Consider the following 19101-nt stretch of genomic DNA (forward strand, 5'->3'; position numbering starts at 1 on the left):
GGAACGCTTTGCCGGTGAGTCCACCGTCAAACCACGACCTCGCCGCTCGAATGGCCGAACTAGCGAGATCGCTGGCAGAAGAACGGACCTTGGCGGCGGTTCTTCGGGAAGTGACGTCCACCGCCGTCGACCTCATCCCCGGAGTCGATACCGCGGGCATTCTGTACGTCAAAAAAGGCGGCCAATTCGATTCCGTCGCCGGCACCTCCGAGCTACCGCACACCCTCGACGAGTTGCAGATGAAATTTGACGAAGGACCGTGCCTGCATGCGGCGCTCGCGGACACGATCGTCCAGACAGCCGATTTCCGCACCGAGACGAGGTGGCCGCAGTATTCCGCTGCCGCCGTCGAACTGGGCGTTCTCAGCGGCCTTTCGTTCAAGCTCTATACGTCCGGTCGGACTGCGGGTGCGCTGAATCTCTTCGGTTTCCAACCAAACGAGTGGGACGGCGATGCGGAGACTGCCGGAAGTGTGCTGGCCGCCCAAGCGGCTGCCGCGCTCATCGCCGCCCAGCACGAAGAACACCTCCAAGCGGCGCTACTGACGCGCGACCGCATCGGCCAGGCCAAGGGCGTCATCATGGAGCGCTACCGAGTCGATGATGTGCGGGCGTTTGAGATGCTGCGTCAACTGAGCCAGGAATCGAACACCAAACTCATCGAGGTCGCCGCACGCGTGATCGACAGCCGCTAGAGGTCAGCGGCCACCGCATCAGCCATTGGCACGTGTCGTGGTGCGTTCCGGCGTAGTGTCAAACCAGGTTGATGTCACAGCCGCCGGGAAGCGTCAAGGACGCACGGGGCCGACCAACACCTCGTGCGCAGGTTTTAAGCCGTTAGAACCAGTTTGATGCGGGCCCTCTATGTTGCCCGATCTACTGATGGAGTTCGACATGCACGCCATGACCGCAATTCAACGCCGCTCTGGCCCCACCGATTCGGGCCGCCGGGAGCATCGCCAACGACTCCGGATCTCTGTTGACCGCATCAGTTCGTGCACCGTCATCACAGTTCACGGCGAGGTCGACGCGGCGAATGCCGGCGACGTGTCCAAATATGTGGTGGACCAGCTGGCAGGCTGCTGCCAACTGCTGTTCGACCTGGGCGAGTTGGATTTCTTTGGCATAGAGGGTATTTCAGCCCTACACAAGATCAACGCCGAGTGTGCGGATCGCGGTATCCCCTGGTTGCTGGTTGCGGCGGGCCGGGTCTCCCGGGTGCTTCGCATCTGCGACCCCGAAGGCGTGTTGCCTACCGCGGGCAGCGCCCCGGCAGGGTTGACCGCGTTGGACAAGTCTCGGCACCTCCGCCTGTTGTAGTGCCGCGCGCTGACCATTGCGAGGAGAACTGATGCTGCTCGACGGCGTGAACCTTATCGCCACGATCTCCAAAGCTGTTGAGCGACTTGATATCTTCTACTCCAGGGCGAGGTTCTCGTCGCGAAAGGCAGCGAGTGAACCGGCGGACCAGTCCCGGTCCCGATCGGCCAGTGCTAGATCTTGAAATGCGTTCACTGACATCGCTTTACCGGCGTGCTCAGCCGTAGGTCGGCTTTTCACCCTGGCGGCGCGCTATTCGCGGGTATAGGCTGATCACAGGTTGAGCGCACAGCCCCCGGACGCGTTTGCCGCGGGGCCGGAACTCCCTTTCCCACCCGGGCGCCACTAGCTTCCCGTCATTCACGTTCCGCGTCTCATGTGTATGGGCATCATGCATGGGCACAACAGGTTCGCGACAGGTGATCGGGAGGCTTCGATGACGACTTTGTCGACGGGAAACGGATTTCCCAGCGTCGTGGTGACCGGCATCGCATTGACCACATCACTCGCAACCGACGCGGAAAGCACCTGGCAGGCATTGCTGAACGGTCAGAGCGGCATCCGGACACTTGACGATCCCTTTGTCGAGGAATTCGATCTGCCCATCCGGATTGGCGGCCACCTGCTCGAGAATTTCGACGGCGAACTGAGTCGGGTGGAGTTGCGTCGCCTCGGTTACGTACAGCGAATGTCGATCGTGCTGGGTCGGCGAGTGTGGCAGGACGCCGGTAAGCCCGACGTCGACACCGATCGACTGGCGGTATCGATCGGCACCGGTATGGGGGCGACCGAGGAACTCGTCATCGCCTATGACGATGTGCGCGCTCGGGGTATGGCGGCCGTCTCACCGTTGGCGGTCCAGATGTACATGCCAAACGGTCCGGCCGCCGCGGTCGGACTTGACCACGGCGCGAAAGCCGGTGTGATGACCCCGGTCTCGGCGTGTGCATCCGGGGCGGAAGGCATCGCGCAGGCCTGGCGCCAGATCGTGCTCGGGGAAGCCGATATCGCGATCTGCGGCGGGGTCGAAACGAAGATCGAAGCGGTGCCGATCGCCGCGTTCGCGAAGATGCGGATCGTGATGTCCAAGAACAACGATGACCCCGCGGGGGCCTGTCGTCCCTTCGACAAAGACCGCGACGGCTTCGTCTTCGGTGAGGCCGGCGCGCTGATGGTGATCGAGACCGAGGAACACGCCAGAGCCAGGCGCGCCAACATCCTGGCCCGGTTGATGGGCGCGAGTATCACCTCCGACGGGCACCACATCGTCGCCCCCGATCCAACGGGGGCGCGCGCCGCACACGCGATGACCAGGGCGATCCAGCTAGCCGGTCTCACCCCGGCCGACATCGACCACGTCAATGCGCATGCCACGGGCACGACCATCGGCGACGTCGCGGAAGCCAAGGCGATCAACCGGGCGGTTGGAAATGAGGCCGCGGTGTATGCCCCGAAGTCGGCTTTGGGCCATTCGGTGGGGGCGTCCGGTGCGCTGGAAGCGATTCTGACGGTACTTGCGTTGCGCGACGGCCTGGTCCCGCCGACGCTCAACTTGAAGAATCTCGACCCGGAGATCGATCTGGACGTGGTGTCGGGCGGACCACGCCCCGGCAATTACGAGTACGCGATCAACAACTCGTTCGGGTTCGGCGGCCACAACGTGGCATTGGCCTTCGGGCGGCCGTGAACGCTCCGTGGTCGAACACGGCTGGCCGTCTCAGGTCGCCTGTGCCGGCGTCCGGGAAGCATCGAGCGCGGCCAGTAACTCGGACAGCGGCGCGGTAGCGATCCCGATGGCCGCGTCTCCGATCCCGTACGGGAGCACCAGGGTGTCGGCGTGGACGAGCGCACCGCAGGAGTAGACGACGTTGGGGACATAGCCGTTCTGCTCGTCAGGCGCGGGGGTCAGCAGCGGCCGGCGCAGGCGACCGAGTACCCGGGTGGGGTCGTCGAGGTCGAGCAGTATCGCGCCAATGCTGTAGGTACGCATCGGCCCGACCCCGTGAGTCAGCACCAGCCACCCTTTGTCGGTTTCGATTGGTGGGCCGCAGTTTCCGAGCTGAAGGGTCTCCCACACCTCGATCGGCTGCTGGCAGGGCGATGCACTCGGCCACACCGATAGGTGATCGGCGAAGGCCACCGTGTTGGTCTCGCGGTCGGATCGTGACATCGCGGCGTACTTTCCGCCGATCCGACGGGGAAACAACGCCAGTCCCTTGTTCGCCGCGGCACGCCCGACCAGCGGTGCCGAGGTGAAGGTCCGGAAGTCGTTGGTCGCCAGTAGCTGTTGGCTGATGTGGGATCCGTCGTAGGCCGTGTAGGTCGCGTAGTAGGTCACCGAGTTGTCGGTATCAACGAAACGTACGAACCGAGCGTCCTCGATGCCCGCCTGCTCGGCCGCCATCGAGGGCCACAGCACACGCTCGGAAAGATCTACGTCGTCAGGGAATTCGATGGTGTACGAGCGTCCGGCGATGCCACGCAACAAGTCGATGGTGGCCCGCGCGCGACCGCGGGTGCTGAGGTGGGAACTCAGATCCTTGAGTCGCTCGTCGAGGTCGGATCTGGTGAAGCGATCCCCGAGTGCGTTGAGCACGTAGCCGGCGGCCTCGCCGACGTTGGCGAGCCGGTCGAGCTCAACACGAAATGTCGCCCCGTCGAGGAGCGCGGATCCGATGTGTCCGGTCGCAACGAACGGGGATGGGTCGTCGATGTCGGCGTGGCCGGCGGCGTTGACGACGCCGGTGCGGAACCCGATCGAGGACAGGTGTCCTTCGCCAATTCCCCTGACGCTGAGCACGAATCGCAGGCTCCCCGCCGCGACACCTGTTTGGTCGGGGTGGGCCACGATGCTGGGGTTGCACAGCGCAGCCCCTTCGATGGCGTACTCGCTGGTGAATGTCGCACCGAGCAATAGCATGCGCTCGTCAGAAATCTCACGGTCGGGATCCAATCGGTCCGCGAGTTCATGGGCGTTCCGGCGGAATGTGCCCGCGAGATCACGGTGACGACTGTCGAAGCGAGTCTTGACATCATCGAGGGCTGACTGGACGTCGTCGGCGGACAGCGCGAGGATGCGCGCGAGCACGAGTCCCGCCCGAGACTCCTGCAGCTCGAACCCCTCCTGGCCTGGGACGAAGAGCCGAGTGATCACCCGCGCTGGGTCGGCGGTGACCCGCTGCACGCTGCGCGTGACGGGCACGGTTTGGGTGAACGTCATTGCAAGGCGGGCAAGAAGCACCGTGCGTGCTGCAAGGTCGAGATGACCGCCAGGGTCGACTCCGCGCCCTGGTTGAGGTTCACACCGTCTGCGTGCAGGCCGTCGAAGCCGCCACCGGTCGATGAATCCCACATTGGCTGTCCCCCGTCATTGGCGCCGGCGAACCAGGCTGCGGCGGAGCGGATTCCCTCGGCCCACAGCGACCGCGCATCGATCGTTGCGGCACGCGCACAGGCGTCGGCCAGGGTGGACACCTCAATCGACTGCTGGTCGAACGCAGGGCGACTGTCGTCTGGCCCACGCCCCCCAACAGGGGTGGGTGAAAGGTGGTCGCCTGCTGTCTCATAGGCCAGCAACCACTCCAACAGATCGAGACCACGCTGCCGCAGATCCGTGTCATCGAGTGCGACGCCGGCCGCGATCATCGCCTCGGGAAGGATCGCGTTCGCATACGTGAGTCGTGATTCCGGCCACGGCCAGTCGGCATCGCGGTCGCCTCTGGCGACCGCGGCGGCGTAGTCGGCGAGCAGTGTGCGCGCCGCCGAATTTCGTGGCTCGACGCTAAGGACCTCGGCGGCCCCAATCGCGGCGAACGCCATGGCCCGCGGCCACTGCGATCTAGCCTTGGCGGCGCGCTCGAACTGAATCACGGCCAGCTTGCGGACGAGGCTCACGTCGCTGTTGGCTGCGGCCGTGCCGAGCCCCCAGATGCACCGGCCCCAATGATCGCCCGTCGTTGGTTCGTCGAGCCAATGTCCGGCTTTGTCCATCCGGTTGCGGCAAGCGCCGTTATAGGACTGCGCCTCGTTGAGGAACTGCAGGGCCTTGCCTGCGAGACCGTTCACTGGGCCCGACGACTCGGGCTCGCGAGTGGTGACGACGAGCACCCTGGCCATGTCATCGGTGCAGTAACCGTGCTCGCGACGAGGTTCGGTCAGCAGGGCGTGCTCGAAGGTGGCCTGGTGATCCGTCATGCGCAACAAATGGGCGAACGACGGCGTGGGCGCAGTGCCGGTCATGTCAGTGCCAGGCGCGCGCCGAGCAGCCTTTGGGCCAGAGCCACATAGGTGTTGGCGACGATCGGCCAGGCCATCGTCGGGGCCAGTTCCCGAGACTCCGCGGCCATGGATCCCGCAACTCGAGGATCCGTCAGCAATCGGTGCAGCGCAGTGACCATCGCGTCGGGATCGTCGTGAGCGACGACGGTGCCCGCACCGCTACCGAGCATCTCGACCGCGTGAGGAAAGGCGGTGGCGACGATTGGACGCCCGCTGGCCACGGAGTCGACCAGCACACCGGAGGTGACTTGATCCCTGGAGTCGTATGGGAGCACGACGACAGCGGCGGACTGGACGAGCGCGATGACGTCTGCAGAGCTGCGGTAGACGGGATCGAAGGACACCGCCGCGGCAACGCCGAGGCGCCGCGCCTGCTCGACAAGGGCTTCGCGATACGCCTCGCCCTGGCAGGCGAGCACCTTGGGGTGGGTTCGGCCGGCGATCAGATACCGCGGCTGGCCGGGGAGATCCTTGAGCGACACCATTGCGTCGATGACCCGCTCGATGCCCTTGCCGGGTCCCAACAGGCCCCAGGTCAAGATCACGGGTCGTCTTGGACGCCGCTGGGTGGCGGCGCCGGGGACCGTGGCCCCGTGAGGGATCGTGACCACCTTGGCGCGGTCGACGGCATAACCGGCACATAGCCGGTGCCTGGCCGTCTCGGACATGACTACCACTTGGTCTGCGGCCTCCGCCACCGCTTCGAGTACCGAACGCTGATGCGGCGTCGGATCTTTGAGCACCGTGTGGGCGACAACGACCGATGGGACGCGCAAGCCGGCCATGATGTGCAGGACTTCGTCGCCATCCGGCCCGCCGTAGATGCCGTACTCGTGCTGGATGACTGCAATGTCACTCTGGTTCAGCAGTTCCGAGCATTCCGCGACGGACGTCGGGGAACCATTGACGAGTTCACCGATGACATTGCTTCGCGCAGAAGGGAACTCGTCGGCTACGCGCACCACAGTGACGTCGGCGCCCTTGGCTTCCAGTCCGTCGGAGAGTGCCGCGCTGAACGTCGCGATCCCACACGGCGTCGGTGGGTGCGTGCTCAGTATCCCGAAACTAGGGATGCGCGAAAAATGTTGCACTCCACGGGGAGAAAGCAACGGCTGCAACAACGATAAAGCATTCAAAATTATCCCGACTGAGCGGTAATACAGTGCATCCGGCGTGAGCGGACGCTCGGCCAGGTCAGCGTCAGAAGCTGAGCCATTCCAGACTGGCTGGGGGTACCAGCACCCATCAGGCTACACCCATACCGCCTTAAAGGCGTGGTCGAGCGCCAGCCGGTCGCCAATGAACCGCTGATCAGCGGGCGGCGTAGATGCGCGCGTCCCACCCTGCCAACTGCAGGGACGTCGATGTCGGTGTGGCCGGGGTGTCGGGGAGGTTGCCGAGCAGCAGGCCGGCGCCGATCCACTCGGCGCCGATGTCAACAGTCCTGGGATGGCGACCGCAATTGGCGATCACGAGGATTGCGCTTTCCGGCGTGTGTCGGGTGTACGCCCAGATTTGTGGGTCGTCGGCCATCAGCGGCGTCACGTCCCCGTGCACGAGGATCGGCAGATTGTGACGGAGGCGAATCAGCGCCTGGTAATGGGCGAAGACGGAATCCTCTGCAGCGAACTGTGATTCCGCATTCAGCCAGGCGTGGTTCGGGTTGACCGGTAGCCACGGATCACCAGTCGTGAATCCTGCGTTGCGTCCCGGGCCCCATTGCATCGGCGTGCGGGCGTTGTCGCGGCTCATCGCGGCCAGGCCGGCGAGCGCAGCAATCGCGTCGCCGCCCCGTTCGAGCACACCCGTGTAGTAATTCACGGCCTCGAGGTCGTGGTGGTCGTGCACACTGCGGAACGGGTAGTTCGTCATTCCGAGTTCTTCGCCTTGATAGACGAACGGGGTGCCGCGCATGCCGTGCAGAATCGTTGCGAGTGCCTTCGCCGAGGCGGCCCAGTAATCCGGGTCGTCATCACCGAACCGGGACACAACGCGAGGCTGGTCGTGGTTTTCCCAGTACAAGCTGTTCCAGCCGGTTTCGGCCAATGCGGCCTGCCATCGGTCGAACGCCCTCTTGAGGGCCACCAGGTCGAGTCCCAGATACTCGAACTTGTTTGCCGGGCTCTGATCCACGGACACGTGCTCGAATTGAAAAACCATGTTGAGCTCACCGCGGGCCGGATCGGTATACAACCGCGCCTGGTTGGGCGTCACCCCGGGCATTTCGCCCACTGTGATGAACTGGCCATCGCGACTCGCGAAGACCTCGTGAGTCAGCTCGGCGAGGTACTCGTGCACATGCGGGCCGTCGACGAACTCATCAACGGCGATGACGAACCGTTGGCCAGGGATCGTCGGCGCGTCCGGGAGTCCCGGGGTTTTGGAGATGAAGTTGACGACATCCATTCGGAAGCCGTCAACACCCCGATCGAGCCACCAAACCATGATGTCCTGCATGGCTTTTCGTACCTGAGGATTCTCCCAGTTCAAGTCCGGTTGTTTACGGTCGAACAGGTGCAGGTAGTACTGGCCGGTGAGCTGATCCCACGTCCACGCCGGTCCGGAGAAGAACGAGCCCCAATTGTTGGGCTCCCCCGCCGTACTGGCGTCGCGCCAGATGTACCAATCCCGCTTCGGGTTATGCCGAGAGGAGCGTGACTCGACGAACCACGGGTGCTCGTCGGAGGTGTGGTTGACCACGAGGTCCATCACGAGCTTCATTCCGCGTTCGTGGACCTGTGCGAGCAGCGCATCGAAGTCGGCGAGCGTGCCGAACAGTGGGTCGATGTCGCGGTAGTCGCTGACGTCGTAGCCGTTGTCGGCCTGCGGTGACGGGTAGATCGGTGACAACCAGATGACATCAACCCCCAGCACCTGTAGGTAGCTGAGCCGTTCGATGATGCCACCCAGGTCGCCGAACCCGTCGCCGTCCGAATCGGCGAAGCTGCGGGGATAGATCTGGTAGACGACCGCAGACTTCCACCACGCGGCGTACTGCGGCGTCATCGCCGATTGCCGAGGATGCCGCGGTAGACGGTGACGTACTTGTCGATCATGGAGTGGACCGAGAATCGTGCGGCGGCGCGCGAGGCAATCTCGTGCCGGTCGAGCTCACCAGCAGCGGCAACAGCGGTGACCGCCGATGCGACGTCCCCGACGAGATAGCCGGTGACAGCGTGCTCGATGAGCTCGTGCATCGACCCTCTCGCGTAGGCGATGACCGGAGTACCACAGGCCATCGCCTCGACGACGCTGTAACCGAAGGGTTCGTCGAAGTCGATCAGGTGCAGTAGCGCGTGCGCACCACCGAGTACCTCGGCACGCATCGAGGCGTCAACGGCACCGACGTAACGCACCCGCTCCCCATCGACATGTGGTGCCACCTCGGTGCGAAAGTAGTTTTCGTCCTGGATGATCCCGGCGATGACGAGCCGGCGACCACATCGGCGTGCGACCTCGATCGCGTGCGCGGTGCCCTTGTCAGGATGGATCCGTCCGAAGAACAACAGATGGTCGCCGGGCCCGGGGTGCACCGCGAACCCGCCGATGTCGATGCCGTGGTGAATGGTGGCGGCGTAATGCAGATTCGGGTGCCGATCTGTGTCGCTGATCGACACGTAAGCGGTTGTGCTGTCGTAGCGTTCATAGACGGGAACGATCCGATCAGATGAAAACCCGTGGATCGTGGTGACCACCGGGGTCGAGACGAGATCGCTGTAGGTGAGCGGCAAGAAATCGAACCCGTTGTGGATGATGTCGAACTCATCGGCCCGTTCGAACACCGACGCGATATGCAAGCACTCGACGACTTTCGCGTCGATCGTCGGATCCTCAGACCAGCCGCATGGCGCGACGGCGTGCAGGCTGGCCGTCGTGATCGAGTCGGCGGTGGCGAAGAGCGTTACGTCGTGCCCGTCGGCCACAAGACCCTCGGTGAGCAACGAGGCGAACTGTTCCCAAGGTCCGTAGTGACGAGGTGGAGTACGCCACGCAATCGGCGCGAGCACGGCGATGCGCATCGGATCGGTCACCGGGCCTCGATATGGAATGTGGATGCGTTGAGGCTACGCCGCCCTGCCACTCACGTAACCCGCGACCGCAGCAGCGGCAGACCTGGGCCGTCGAGTTGGTCGAAGGCGACGGCGCGTCCGCAGATTGCCAGCATCACTGCCACTCCCGGACCGTGGATCGCTGCGCCGCTGCCCCAGCTCCGGCCGGTGTCCGCGTCGTGTAGCGCGATGCCACGTAGTCTCCGCTGCGGAAAAAAGCCGAACTGCGTTGGGCTGGTCAGGAAGTCGAGTACCCGGGCGACATACGCCGGATCGGGCTGGTGCGGGATTCCCAGTGGAATACGTATGTCGGCGCCATGGACGAACACGTCGGTGAGACCCGACAGCGGGCCGGTCAGCGGCGGGCTGAGCCGATGGTCGGCTCGACAACGTAGGGTCTGAGCAATCTCGGCGGCGGATGCTTGCGCCCGGCGACGGGCCAGTGCGTCGATGCCCCGATCGATGCTCGCGTGCCGAATGCCGCTGGCGATGAAGCCCCAGAATCCGTCGGCGAAATCACTGACCAGATGCGCGGCAACGGTTTTGACATCCCACCCGGCACACAGACTTGCGGTGGCAAGCTGGTCGGCATTGAGACTGTCGATCAAGGTGGCGATGGCCCGCCGTTCGTCGGCCACCGCAGCGAATACCCGCTCACGTTCTGTTCGGCTCAGCCGCACAGAAGCAGACTACCGCTCGGCGTGCCGAGTCAGCCCGGGAAGCTGCAGCACACCGAGATCGAGGTGTGTCTTCAGTCCCGGTGGGGCGGCACATACCGCGGGAATCGCGTTGACAGCGGACATCGCGGTCCAGGCATAACCGGGATGCGCGATGTCACCGTTCTCATCCGGCTCGCCCTGCAGGGTGATCTCTGTGGACGGATCCCCTTTGATGACAACGCGATACCGGTTGGTGCCCCATGCCCACCGCGGTTCGATGACGTCGTCACCCATCGTGTAGAGCGCATGAAACTGCACCAACGGGTTGCCGGCGCACCACGCCGTCCACGTGTGATGTTGAGCGGCCACCGTTCCCGCGGGGATGACGCCGCGCAGATCCGGGACATCACTGTCGGGGGTTCCGGCGTACTCGATGTCGGTCGTGGCGACCGCAGTCTCAACCTCGGAGGTCATATCGTCGATGGATTCGCCGAGTCCCTGCGCGACCATCGCCATCGACTGCGCGAAGTACGGCAGTGACGATCCCAGAAGGCTTGGCTGAGAATGGAATACCTCTGGGGTGAGCCCAAAGCCCATCAGCTGAATGTATTTGGAGGGATAGTCGCTGAAGTTGACGACCTCGGATACCTGGACCTGATCGACGCGGCTGACCAAGCGGGAGGTGATCAAGGGCAGCAAGTCGCCGGCGAAGCCCGGGTGGATCCCACCGGCGTGGTAGGACACGCCACCGTCGAGACAGGCCTGCTCGATTCGTTCGGCGTCGGCGGCGGTGATGTCGGTCGGGTAATAGACGCCCGCGGTTGTGACGACGTTCTTGCCGGATCGCAACAGCCTGCACACCATGTCGGTGTCGGGCCAGATCGGCGTGTAGAACACGCAGTCGGCGTGCATCGCGACAATCGCTTCGGGGTCATCGGTGGCAGTGACGCCGGTGGGCCCGTAACCGGCGATGTCGCCGGCATCTTTGCCGACCTTGTCGGGGTCGTAGACGAGCACGCCGACAAGCTCGAAGGCGGGGCTGGTGATGAAATGCCGCAGTGCGGCCTTGCCCACGCTGCCGGTCGCCCACTGAATCACGCGGTACGGTCGCTCGCTCACGCTTGTCCCCTGACATCGATGTCGGCAGCTCTGAACGACAGAAACTGTAATAGTTACAGTACGGCCGCCACCGCGCACACAACGAGACCCTCCCCTGGTTTCATCCAGGAGAGGGCCTCGGTGAGGAAATCGTTTACCGCTGATCGAAGCCGGGCGAGGCGTAGAGGAGCTTGCCCACTTCTTGCCCGAGTGCGCCGCGATGGCGGGCGGCGCCTCCGAGAATCCCAGCCGAAACGAAAGGCAGAATGCCTGCTAGCAGGGGGTTTGTCTGTCCGCCGATCGGTGGACACGCGTCACTTGCCCTTGAGGCTTGACTCCTGCCGGGACTGCCGACGACCATCAATCCAGGTATCAATACCAAACTTTGCGGCCGCCGATCGCGCGTCCCGTCTGGCCGAGCACCAGCAAAACTAGACCGACCACAACCAGGATGCCGCCGATCGTGTACAGGATTGGGATCGGAATCAGATACCCAACAATGATGAGGATGACGCCGAGAACGATCACTACTGCTCCTTTAGTTTATTGTCGATAGCGACAACAGGCAGTTACCCCGTTGGTGCACAAACCAATCCGGGATCGTCGGATCGCGACAAAGTAGTCACTCTCGTGCATCTTCCCTGGGTGGCCCGCCACGACCGCCACTTGCAACTACGCTCATCTCGACAGATCGAGTTTGCCTCGTCGGGGGGACATCGTCATGACCGAACAACCCGGTGCTGGGACGGCGCCTCCTCCGGACGCCGAGGAGCCGAGTGCCGGGCGGGTGAGTCGACGTCACTTGCTCGGCGGTGCTGGGCTGCTCGGTCTCGGTGCCGCTGCCGGCGCCGCGGCCGCCACCGTCATACAGCGGAAGAGCCCCGGCGCAACCGGACCACCGGCCGGCGGGCCAGACCCGCACCCCGCCGCCCCGGCCAGCGCGAGGCGGCCGAACCAGCCGCTGAACATCATCCTGATCATCCGCGATCAAACACGGTTCGACTTGCCTGCCGCCGCGGGCTACACCACCCCAGCCCTGGATCGCCTTGCCCAGCAAGGGATTACCTTTCGCAACCACTACGTCGCCTCGGCGATGTGCACGCCCTCGCGGGCAGCGTTCTACAGCGGGCATCCGCCGCAGGTCAACGGCGTCTTCGACCAGATGGAGACCGGCTGGGTGCCGAACCTACGGCTGGACCAGCCCAACATGGGTTCGATGATGAAGAAGCTCGGCTACCAGACCGCGTTCTTCGGCAAGTGGGAAATGGAAGCCGACATCATCCCGCCCAAGCCAACGGTCAACTACAGCGAAGCGCTCCAGCCCTATGGATTCGACATCTACCAACCTGACGGCGACAAACCCGGCGCGCCCAATCAGGGCTACGACACCGATGTGTACACCGCCGGCGAAGGCGTCCGCTGGTTGCGCGGCAATGTGCCGAAGCTGCGCGAATCCGGGCAGCCCTTCTTCTTGGTGATGAGCTACCTGAACCCGCACGACATCATGTACGCCGACGCCAACGTCCCGGGAACACCTCAAGTGCAGCAGGCCATCTCGAAGGACGCGATCGTCACTCCCCCAGCCAATGCGTTGTACAGCCAGCGCTGGAACACCGCTGTATCACCGACCCTGCAGGAATCGCTGTCGGCACCCGGCATGCCACCGGCGCTTGGCGAATACAACACCGGCTGGGAGGGGGTACTCGGCACCATCCCCACGAATCGCCCCGACATGTGGCAGGTCTTTAACGACTACTACCTGAACATGATTCGTGACACCGACCTCAGCCTCCAACAACTCGAGGACGGTCTCGACGAGCTCGGTCTGTGGGACGAGACGGTGGTGATCTTCACCGCCGACCACGGCGAAATGGCGGGCGATCACGGCGGCATCCGAGGCAAGGGACCGATGGCCTATGAGGGCAACTCCCATGTGCCGTTGATCGTCGTGCATCCCGACCACGCCAAGGGCCAGTCGTCGGACGTGGTCACCAGCCACCTGGATCTGATGCCGTCGTTGCCCGGGCTTGCGGGGGTGCCCGAGGAACAGCGACGGGCCGCCGTGCAGGGATTGCCCGGTCACGACATCTCCGGGGTGCTGGCCACCGCGGAGACCGCGAACCCCCAAGCCATCCGCCCCGGCGCCTTGTTCAACTACGTCGGCCCGCTCACGATCGACGCGAACTATTGCGTGGCGGGGATGAAAGAACTGCTGCAGAACAAGCCGGCGCCGCCGTTGACCGATCTCCAATCCAAGCTGGACAAGCGCGGATTCATGAGTTTTGCCTTCGACGGACAGTACAAGTTCGCGCGCTACTACGCCCCCGCGAAGTTCAACACGCCGACAACGATGGAAGAGATTCTGCGGGACAACGACATTCAGATCTTCGACCTGAAAAGCGATCCGCTCGAGGCACACAATCTTGCCCTGGATCCGGAGAAGAACTCCGATCTCATCCTGCGGATGAACACCTTGCTGAACGAACTGATGGCCAAGGAAGTGGGCACGAACGACGGCCGCTTTCTGCCGCAGGAGATCCGTCCCAAGCCGCAGTGAGCGAAAGGCGAGATGTCAGAATCGCGTCACTGGTTCCCGCCGAAACCCGTGATGTACTGGATTCGACATGTACACGCTGGCGCTGATCGGTTTCCTTGGCGGGTTGATCACCGGCATCTCGCCGTGCATCCTCCCGGTCGTCCCGGTGATCTTCTTCTCCGGCGCGCAGACCGGCCGACCCGATGAAGCCGCTTCGCGGGCTGGGCAGGCCGGCGGTGTAGCGACGGCGGTCCGGCCCTCACGTTCCCTTTCTGAGACCCTGCGGCCGTACCGGGTGATCGCCGGGCTGGTGCTGAGCTTCAGTGTGGTCACCCTCGCCGGGTCGGCCCTGCTGTCGCTGCTGCATCTTCCGCAGGATGCGATCCGCTGGCTCGGCATCGCCGCCCTGACCGTGATCGGCCTGGGTCTCATCTTTCCCCGGTTCGAAGAAGTGTTGGAGAAACCGTTCGCGCGCATTCCGCAATGGAATGTCAGTCAGGGCCGCAGCGGATTCGGCCTCGGCCTTGCCCTGGGCCTGCTGTTCGTGCCGTGCGCGGGGCCGGTGCTCGCGGCAATCGTGCTGGCCGGCGCGACGGGGTCCGTCGGCATCCACACCATTGTTTTGACGGTGTCGTTCGCGATCGGGACTGCGATCCCGCTGCTTGTTTTCGCCCTTGCCGGACAACGGATTTCCGAGCGTGTTGGCGCTTTCCGGCGCCGTCAGCGTCAGGTCCGCATCGCCGGTGGGGTCGTGATGCTCGCGTTCGCCGTCGCGATCGCGCTGAACGTACCCGCCACGCTGCAACGCCTCGTGCCCGACTATACGAGTGCGCTGCAGAACCGGGTGGGCGGCTCGGATCAGGTCGCCCGTGAGCTCGACCTTGGCGGGCCGATCAGTGACCAGAACAGGGAGCTGTCCAACTGCACCAATGGCGCGCCGCAGCTTGAAAGTTGCGGTCAGGCACCGGATATCACGGGCATCACCAGCTGGTTCAACACCCCGGACAACACGCCGCTGAACCTCAAGAACCTACGTGGCAAGGTCGTCCTGATCGACTTCTGGGCCTACTCCTGCATCAACTGTCAGCGCGCCATCCCCCACGTCACCGACTGGTACGCCAAGTACAAGGACGCGGGCCTGGAAGTGATCGGCGTCCACAGCCCGGAGTACGCCTTCGAAAAGGTTCCCGGCAACGTCGTCAGCGGCGCCGCGGACCTGGGCATCACCTACCCGGTCGCCCTCGACAACAAGCTGGCGACGTGGACGAACTACCGAAACCGTTATTGGCCAGCCGAATACCTGATCGACGCGAAGGGCACGGTCCGTCATATCAAATTCGGTGAGGGCGACTACAACGTCACCGAGAATCTGATCCGACAGCTTCTCACCGACGCCAAACCGGGTGTGACGCTGCCGCCGCCCAGTGACTTCGCCGACAACACACCGCAGGCCGGCCTGACCCCGGAGACGTATTTGGCGGCGGGACGAGTGGCCAACTACGGCGGCGGCGGAACCTACGCAGCGGGCACTGCCACCTTCGACTTTCCGGCCACGCTCGCTGATGACACCTTCGCCCTGCGCGGACCCTTCACGCTGGATTCCCAGGGCGCCATCGCCAACTCCGATACGTCCAGCATCGCGTTGAATTACCACGCCAAGGACGTGTACCTGGTGGTCGGCGGCCAAGGCACCCTGACGGTCATCCGCGACGGCAAGAGTGAAGACATCCCGATCACCGGCGCACCAACCTCGCACCAGATCCTCAACGCAGATCAGGTCGGCAGCGGACACCTGGAGGTGCGGCTCAGCAAGGGTTTGCAAGCGTTCTCATTCACGTACGGCTGAAGCAGAGGAGTCAGGTCTCGATGGTGGCGATTCAGATCAGGACGGTTGCGGCAATCGGCTGCGTCGCAGTCGCGGTTGCGGGCATGTCCGGGTGTTCGAGCAGCGGCAAAAGCGGCTCGTCATCCTCGGCTGCCCCGGCGATGACCGGCCCCGCCATGACCGGACCTGCGATGACCGGACCTGCCATGACGGGACCAGCCATGACCGGTCCGGCAGCCGCGGATCCGGCCGCCGCCCTGGTCGGCTCGGGGTGTGGCTCGGTGTCCGGGATGGCACAGGTTCCGGTGGTGACCGCGGCGTCGAACAACCCCGACCTCACCACGCTCACCGCTGCCCTGTCAGGCAAGCTGAACCCCGGCGTCAACCTCGTTGACACTCTCAACGGTGGCGAGTTCACCGTGATCGCACCGACCGACGATGCCTTCAAGAAACTCGGCCCGGCCACCCTGGATCGCCTGAAGAGCGACGTCCCGCTGTTGACCAGCATCCTGACCTACCACGTGATTCCCGGCCAGCTCAGCCCGCCATTGGTGGCGGGGACCCACAAGTCCGTCGAGGGCGCCGATGTGACCGTCACCGGTGCCGGCGAGACACTCAAGTTCAACGGGTCCGGCCTGGTGTGCGGTGGAATCCAAACCGCCAATGCGACGGTCTATATCGTTGACACCGTGCTGATGCCGCCAGCGAAGTAGACACCTTGTTAAGGCATTGCGGCACAGGGACTTACGTCGCGCGGAAGTTGAGGGCGACGCCGTTCATGCAGTAACGCAGGCCGGTCGGCTGGGGGCCATCGTCGAAGACGTGGCCAAGGTGGCCACCGCACTGGCGGCAGAGCACCTCGGTGCGTGACATGCCAAGGCTGTCGTCCTTGTTTTCGAGGACGGCGTTATCGAGCGCTTTGAAGAAACTTGGCCACCCGGTGCCACTGTCGAACTTCGTCGTCGACGAGAAGTTGTCCAGCGCGCAGCCAGCACAGCTGAACACCCCGGCCCGGTGCTCGTCGTTCAGGGGGCTGCTGAACGGTCGCTCGGTGCCTGCTTCGCGAAGGACGTCGTACTGCGCCGGGGTCAAGAGCTTCTTCCACTCCGCATCGGTGTGGGTCACCGGGAAAACCTCCGTCGACTTGTTCGGCGGTGCGGCGCCGGCGAGATCGCGGAGCGACCCGCAGCCGGCGGCAGCGCCAAGCAGCACGGTGCCGAACAACATGGTGCGTCGGGTAAGCATGTCTTGACGGTAGGCCCAAATCTGCCCGCAGCGGTGCACAGTGGGTCTTACCAATCCGTGACGACTGTCTGTGGTCAGCCCTCAACAGCCGATTCGGGAGGACACTCAAGGAGTGACACGCAGCAAGTGGGTAAGCCTCGCAATCGGACTAGTGCTCGTGGTGGCCGGTGCCGCAGCAGTGTTCATCATTGGGCGACAGACGATTCCGATGATGACTGCCGCCAAAGAGTCCGTCGCAGTCCCAGCACCCGAGGTCGACGAACCAGCATCGGCGGCGGGCGCGACCGAGACGGCAGTGCTTGCCGGCGGCTGTTTCTGGGGTGTGCAGGGCGTCTTCCAACACGTCAAAGGCGTCACGCAGGCCGAATCCGGTTACGCCGGTGGCGATGCGCAGAGCGCGAACTACGAGACGGTCAGCACCGGAACCACCGGGCATGCCGAATCGGTCCGCATCACCTACGACCCACACCAGGTCACGTTCGGTGAACTCTTGCGGATCTACTTCTCGGTGGTGCAGGACCCCACCGAACTCAACCGTCAGGGTCCGGATACGGGCACTCAATACCGGTCGGCGATCTTCGCGCAAAACGACACCCAGAAGCGAGTCGCGGAGGCGTACATCGCCCAGCTGACCAAGGCGGCCGTGTTTCCCGGCCCGATCGTCACCACGGTGTCACCGAAGGCGGACTTCTACCCCGCCGAGGAACACCACCAGGACTTCCTCAACTCGAACCCGACGTATCCGTACATCGAGATCAACGACATGCCGAAGGTCAACGGGCTCAAAGAGCTGTTCCCTGACGTCTACCGCGACCAGCCCGTGCTGGTACTCGCCGGACACTGACTGCCAGCCCTCGACAGCAGGGCCGCACTAGACCTGGAGGAATATCGCGTGGTGCCGATGGAGGCCTTCCAGCAGGGCGATGTGTACATCGACTACCCGTACGAGGACGCGAAATTCCGCTACGAACACGCCACCAGCCGGGTTTTCGGCCGCTTCAACAACAATGAAGAAGTCGAACTTGGTTACACCAACGAGCTGTTTCGCGACGCGATGCGCTCAGGCGCGCAAATCGACCGCGAGCAGTACTTCGGCGAGTGAACGGTCAGCGACCGTTTCACACCGCGGCGCAACGATGTTCAGGCGACGGCGCCGGGGCGAGCCTTGGATTGCCGTGGCCCCTGCGCCTTTTCGGTCGCACTTGAGCGCTGGCGCGGCAGGTCCCTAGCCACCATCGCCGCTCGGCGCTGCGAAATCGGCAGTGTGGGTGACGCCGCCTCGGCATCCTCCATCCGCTGCCGGATGCCCGCGATCGCCCGGCTCAAGATCCTGGAGACATGCATCTGCGAAACGCCGATCTGCTCAGCGATCTGCGATTGGGTCATGTTCTCAAAGAACCGCAGCACCAACACAGTTCGATCGCGTTCCGGCAATGCCGCGAGCAGCGGACGGACCGTCTCGACATCCAGGACCCGGTCGATGTTGACATCGACGGTCCCCAATCGTTCGCTCAGCGGCCGCTGCCCGTCGTCGCTCCGCACCGGGACGTCGGTCGATTGCGTGGCGTAGGCACTCGCGGCGATCAGACCGTCGACGATCTCTTGGCGGTCCATCCCTAGGTGCTTGGCGAGTTCGGTGGCCGTCGGTGCCCGCCCGAGCGTCTGGGAAAGTTCTGATCGACCCCGATTGAGCTGCACGGTAAGGTCTTTGAACCGCCGCGGGACCTTCAACGACCAGCTGTGGTCGCGGAAGTATCGGCGCACCTCCCCCATCATGGTGGGCACCGCGAACGACAGGAAGTCGGAGCCAGCCTCGACATCAAACCGCTTCACCGCCTGCATCAGCCCGACACGGGCGACCTGGACGAGGTCCTCAAGTGGCTCACCGCGATTGGCGAAGCGGCGAGCGATGTGGTCAGCCAGCGGCAGGCATCGCGCAATGATGGCGTCGCGCTGTCGTTGGAATGCGGGGGTATCTGCGTCCAATGTCGCGAGGAGGCGGAACATCGCCAGGACGTCCGCGTATTCGGACTCGCGCTCGGCAGTGGGTTGACGCATGAAGGGTCCTCGTTCCGTTACCGGGTGGCTTTA

General features: G+C 64.0%; 18 protein-coding genes and 1 pseudogene. 8 read left to right on the forward strand and 11 right to left on the reverse strand.

Annotated features, from left to right (window positions below; genetic code table 11):
* Nucleotides 1-14: 14 nt before the first annotated feature.
* The 3 genes from SLQ31_RS16690 to kasB all read left to right on the forward strand — a co-directional run bounded on the left by SLQ31_RS16690 (nucleotide 15) and on the right by kasB (nucleotide 3007).
* Entirely contained in the window at nucleotides 15-695 is a 681-nt protein-coding gene (locus SLQ31_RS16690; protein ID WP_319434522.1) for a GAF and ANTAR domain-containing protein, read from the forward strand.
* 187 nt (nucleotides 696-882) lie between these two features.
* Entirely contained in the window at nucleotides 883-1320 is a 438-nt protein-coding gene (locus SLQ31_RS16695) for an STAS domain-containing protein (RefSeq protein ID WP_319434524.1), read from the forward strand.
* Nucleotides 1321-1756: 436 nt separating this feature from the next.
* Entirely contained in the window at nucleotides 1757-3007 is a 1251-nt protein-coding gene (gene kasB / locus SLQ31_RS16700) for a 3-oxoacyl-ACP synthase KasB (protein ID WP_319434526.1), read from the forward strand.
* A gap of 30 nt (nucleotides 3008-3037) precedes the next feature.
* Here the strand turns inward: kasB and SLQ31_RS16705 are convergent, their stop codons facing one another.
* From SLQ31_RS16705 to SLQ31_RS16740, 8 genes are all read right to left on the reverse strand, one after another.
* The gene (locus SLQ31_RS16705; protein ID WP_319434528.1) at nucleotides 3038-4540 is read right to left on the reverse strand and encodes a glycoside hydrolase family 130 protein; all 1503 of its coding nucleotides are present in this window, start codon (nucleotides 4538-4540) and stop codon (nucleotides 3038-3040) included.
* Nucleotides 4537-5559, reverse strand: coding sequence for a glycosyltransferase (locus SLQ31_RS16710; RefSeq protein WP_319434530.1), 1023 nt, complete (start codon nucleotides 5557-5559; stop codon nucleotides 4537-4539). The genes SLQ31_RS16705 and SLQ31_RS16710 overlap by 4 nt, the downstream gene beginning before the upstream one ends.
* A complete protein-coding gene (locus SLQ31_RS16715; RefSeq protein ID WP_319434532.1) occupies nucleotides 5556-6689 on the reverse strand; it encodes a glycosyltransferase in 1134 nt (377 codons plus the stop codon). The genes SLQ31_RS16710 and SLQ31_RS16715 overlap by 4 nt, the downstream gene beginning before the upstream one ends.
* Nucleotides 6690-6909: 220 nt before the next feature.
* Complete coding sequence (locus SLQ31_RS16720) at nucleotides 6910-8604, reverse strand: alpha-glucosidase (protein WP_319434534.1); 1695 nt, start codon at nucleotides 8602-8604, stop codon at nucleotides 6910-6912.
* Nucleotides 8601-9629 carry a glycosyltransferase family 4 protein gene (locus SLQ31_RS16725; RefSeq protein ID WP_319434536.1) on the reverse strand — a complete coding sequence of 343 codons (1029 nt, stop codon included), beginning with the start codon at nucleotides 9627-9629 and terminating at the stop codon, nucleotides 8601-8603. Before SLQ31_RS16725 ends, SLQ31_RS16720 begins: the two co-directional genes overlap by 4 nt.
* A 50-nt stretch (nucleotides 9630-9679) precedes the next feature.
* Nucleotides 9680-10327: a maleylpyruvate isomerase family mycothiol-dependent enzyme gene (locus tag SLQ31_RS16730; RefSeq protein WP_319434538.1), complete on the reverse strand. Its 648-nt coding sequence runs from the start codon at nucleotides 10325-10327 to the stop codon at nucleotides 9680-9682.
* 9 nt (nucleotides 10328-10336) lie between these two features.
* Nucleotides 10337-11425, reverse strand: coding sequence for a dihydrodipicolinate reductase (locus SLQ31_RS16735; RefSeq protein ID WP_319434540.1), 1089 nt, complete (start codon nucleotides 11423-11425; stop codon nucleotides 10337-10339).
* Nucleotides 11426-11776: 351 nt separating this feature from the next.
* On the reverse strand, nucleotides 11777-11932 hold the full coding sequence (locus tag SLQ31_RS16740) for a DUF6131 family protein (RefSeq protein ID WP_319434542.1): 156 nt from the start codon (nucleotides 11930-11932) through the stop codon (nucleotides 11777-11779).
* 193 nt (nucleotides 11933-12125) lie between these two features.
* Here SLQ31_RS16740 and SLQ31_RS16745 point away from each other — a divergent pair, with 193 nt between their 5' ends.
* Nucleotides 12126-13961: a sulfatase-like hydrolase/transferase gene (locus tag SLQ31_RS16745; protein WP_319434544.1), complete on the forward strand. Its 1836-nt coding sequence runs from the start codon at nucleotides 12126-12128 to the stop codon at nucleotides 13959-13961.
* 67 nt (nucleotides 13962-14028) lie between these two features.
* Nucleotides 14029-15786: a cytochrome c biogenesis protein DipZ gene (locus tag SLQ31_RS16750; RefSeq protein ID WP_319434546.1), complete on the forward strand. Its 1758-nt coding sequence runs from the start codon at nucleotides 14029-14031 to the stop codon at nucleotides 15784-15786.
* Nucleotides 15787-15817: 31 nt separating this feature from the next.
* On the opposite strand, the gene SLQ31_RS29510 is transcribed toward SLQ31_RS16750, so the two are convergent.
* Complete coding sequence (locus tag SLQ31_RS29510) at nucleotides 15818-15988, reverse strand: hypothetical protein (RefSeq protein ID WP_413642320.1); 171 nt, start codon at nucleotides 15986-15988, stop codon at nucleotides 15818-15820.
* On the opposite strand from SLQ31_RS29510, the gene SLQ31_RS16755 reads away from it, so the two are divergent.
* Nucleotides 15942-16478 carry a fasciclin domain-containing protein gene (locus tag SLQ31_RS16755; protein ID WP_413642270.1) on the forward strand — a complete coding sequence of 179 codons (537 nt, stop codon included), beginning with the start codon at nucleotides 15942-15944 and terminating at the stop codon, nucleotides 16476-16478. The genes SLQ31_RS29510 and SLQ31_RS16755 overlap by 47 nt on opposite strands.
* Before the next feature lie 31 nt (nucleotides 16479-16509).
* Here the strand turns inward: SLQ31_RS16755 and msrB are convergent, their stop codons facing one another.
* Nucleotides 16510-17010, reverse strand: a complete 501-nt coding sequence (gene msrB, locus SLQ31_RS16760) for a peptide-methionine (R)-S-oxide reductase MsrB (RefSeq protein WP_319434550.1) — start codon at nucleotides 17008-17010, stop codon at nucleotides 16510-16512.
* A gap of 112 nt (nucleotides 17011-17122) precedes the next feature.
* Here msrB and msrA point away from each other — a divergent pair, with 112 nt between their 5' ends.
* Nucleotides 17123-17854: a peptide-methionine (S)-S-oxide reductase MsrA gene (gene msrA / locus SLQ31_RS16765; RefSeq protein WP_319434552.1), complete on the forward strand. Its 732-nt coding sequence runs from the start codon at nucleotides 17123-17125 to the stop codon at nucleotides 17852-17854.
* 48 nt (nucleotides 17855-17902) lie between these two features.
* A complete protein-coding gene (locus SLQ31_RS16770; RefSeq protein WP_319434554.1) occupies nucleotides 17903-18112 on the forward strand; it encodes a hypothetical protein in 210 nt (69 codons plus the stop codon).
* Between the two features lie 185 nt (nucleotides 18113-18297).
* Here SLQ31_RS16770 and SLQ31_RS16775 read toward each other — a convergent pair.
* Nucleotides 18298-19068: pseudogene (locus SLQ31_RS16775) on the reverse strand (SigB/SigF/SigG family RNA polymerase sigma factor); the annotation flags it as partial.
* Between the last annotated feature and the right edge of the window lie 33 nt (nucleotides 19069-19101).

It is taken from the genome of Mycobacterium sp. RTGN5, assembly GCF_033804465.1.
GTDB lineage: Bacteria > Actinomycetota > Actinomycetes > Mycobacteriales > Mycobacteriaceae > Mycobacterium.

Excerpts from the sequence above, each read along its gene's own strand:
- SLQ31_RS16695 (WP_319434524.1), top strand. The coding sequence starts at position 883 with ATGGAGTTCGACATGCACGCCATGACCGCAATTCAACGCCGCTCTGGC.
- kasB (WP_319434526.1), top strand. The coding sequence starts at position 1,757 with ATGACGACTTTGTCGACGGGAAACGGATTTCCCAGCGTCGTGGTGACC.
- SLQ31_RS16705 (WP_319434528.1), bottom strand. The coding sequence starts at position 4,540 with ATGACGTTCACCCAAACCGTGCCCGTCACGCGCAGCGTGCAGCGGGTC.
- SLQ31_RS16710 (WP_319434530.1), bottom strand. The coding sequence starts at position 5,559 with ATGACCGGCACTGCGCCCACGCCGTCGTTCGCCCATTTGTTGCGCATG.
- SLQ31_RS16720 (WP_319434534.1), bottom strand. The coding sequence starts at position 8,604 with ATGACGCCGCAGTACGCCGCGTGGTGGAAGTCTGCGGTCGTCTACCAG.
- SLQ31_RS16745 (WP_319434544.1), top strand. The coding sequence starts at position 12,126 with ATGACCGAACAACCCGGTGCTGGGACGGCGCCTCCTCCGGACGCCGAG.
- SLQ31_RS16750 (WP_319434546.1), top strand. The coding sequence starts at position 14,029 with ATGTACACGCTGGCGCTGATCGGTTTCCTTGGCGGGTTGATCACCGGC.
- SLQ31_RS16755 (WP_413642270.1), top strand. The coding sequence starts at position 15,942 with ATGACCGGACCTGCGATGACCGGACCTGCCATGACGGGACCAGCCATG.
- SLQ31_RS29510 (WP_413642320.1), bottom strand. The coding sequence starts at position 15,988 with ATGGCTGGTCCCGTCATGGCAGGTCCGGTCATCGCAGGTCCGGTCATG.
- msrB (WP_319434550.1), bottom strand. The coding sequence starts at position 17,010 with ATGCTTACCCGACGCACCATGTTGTTCGGCACCGTGCTGCTTGGCGCT.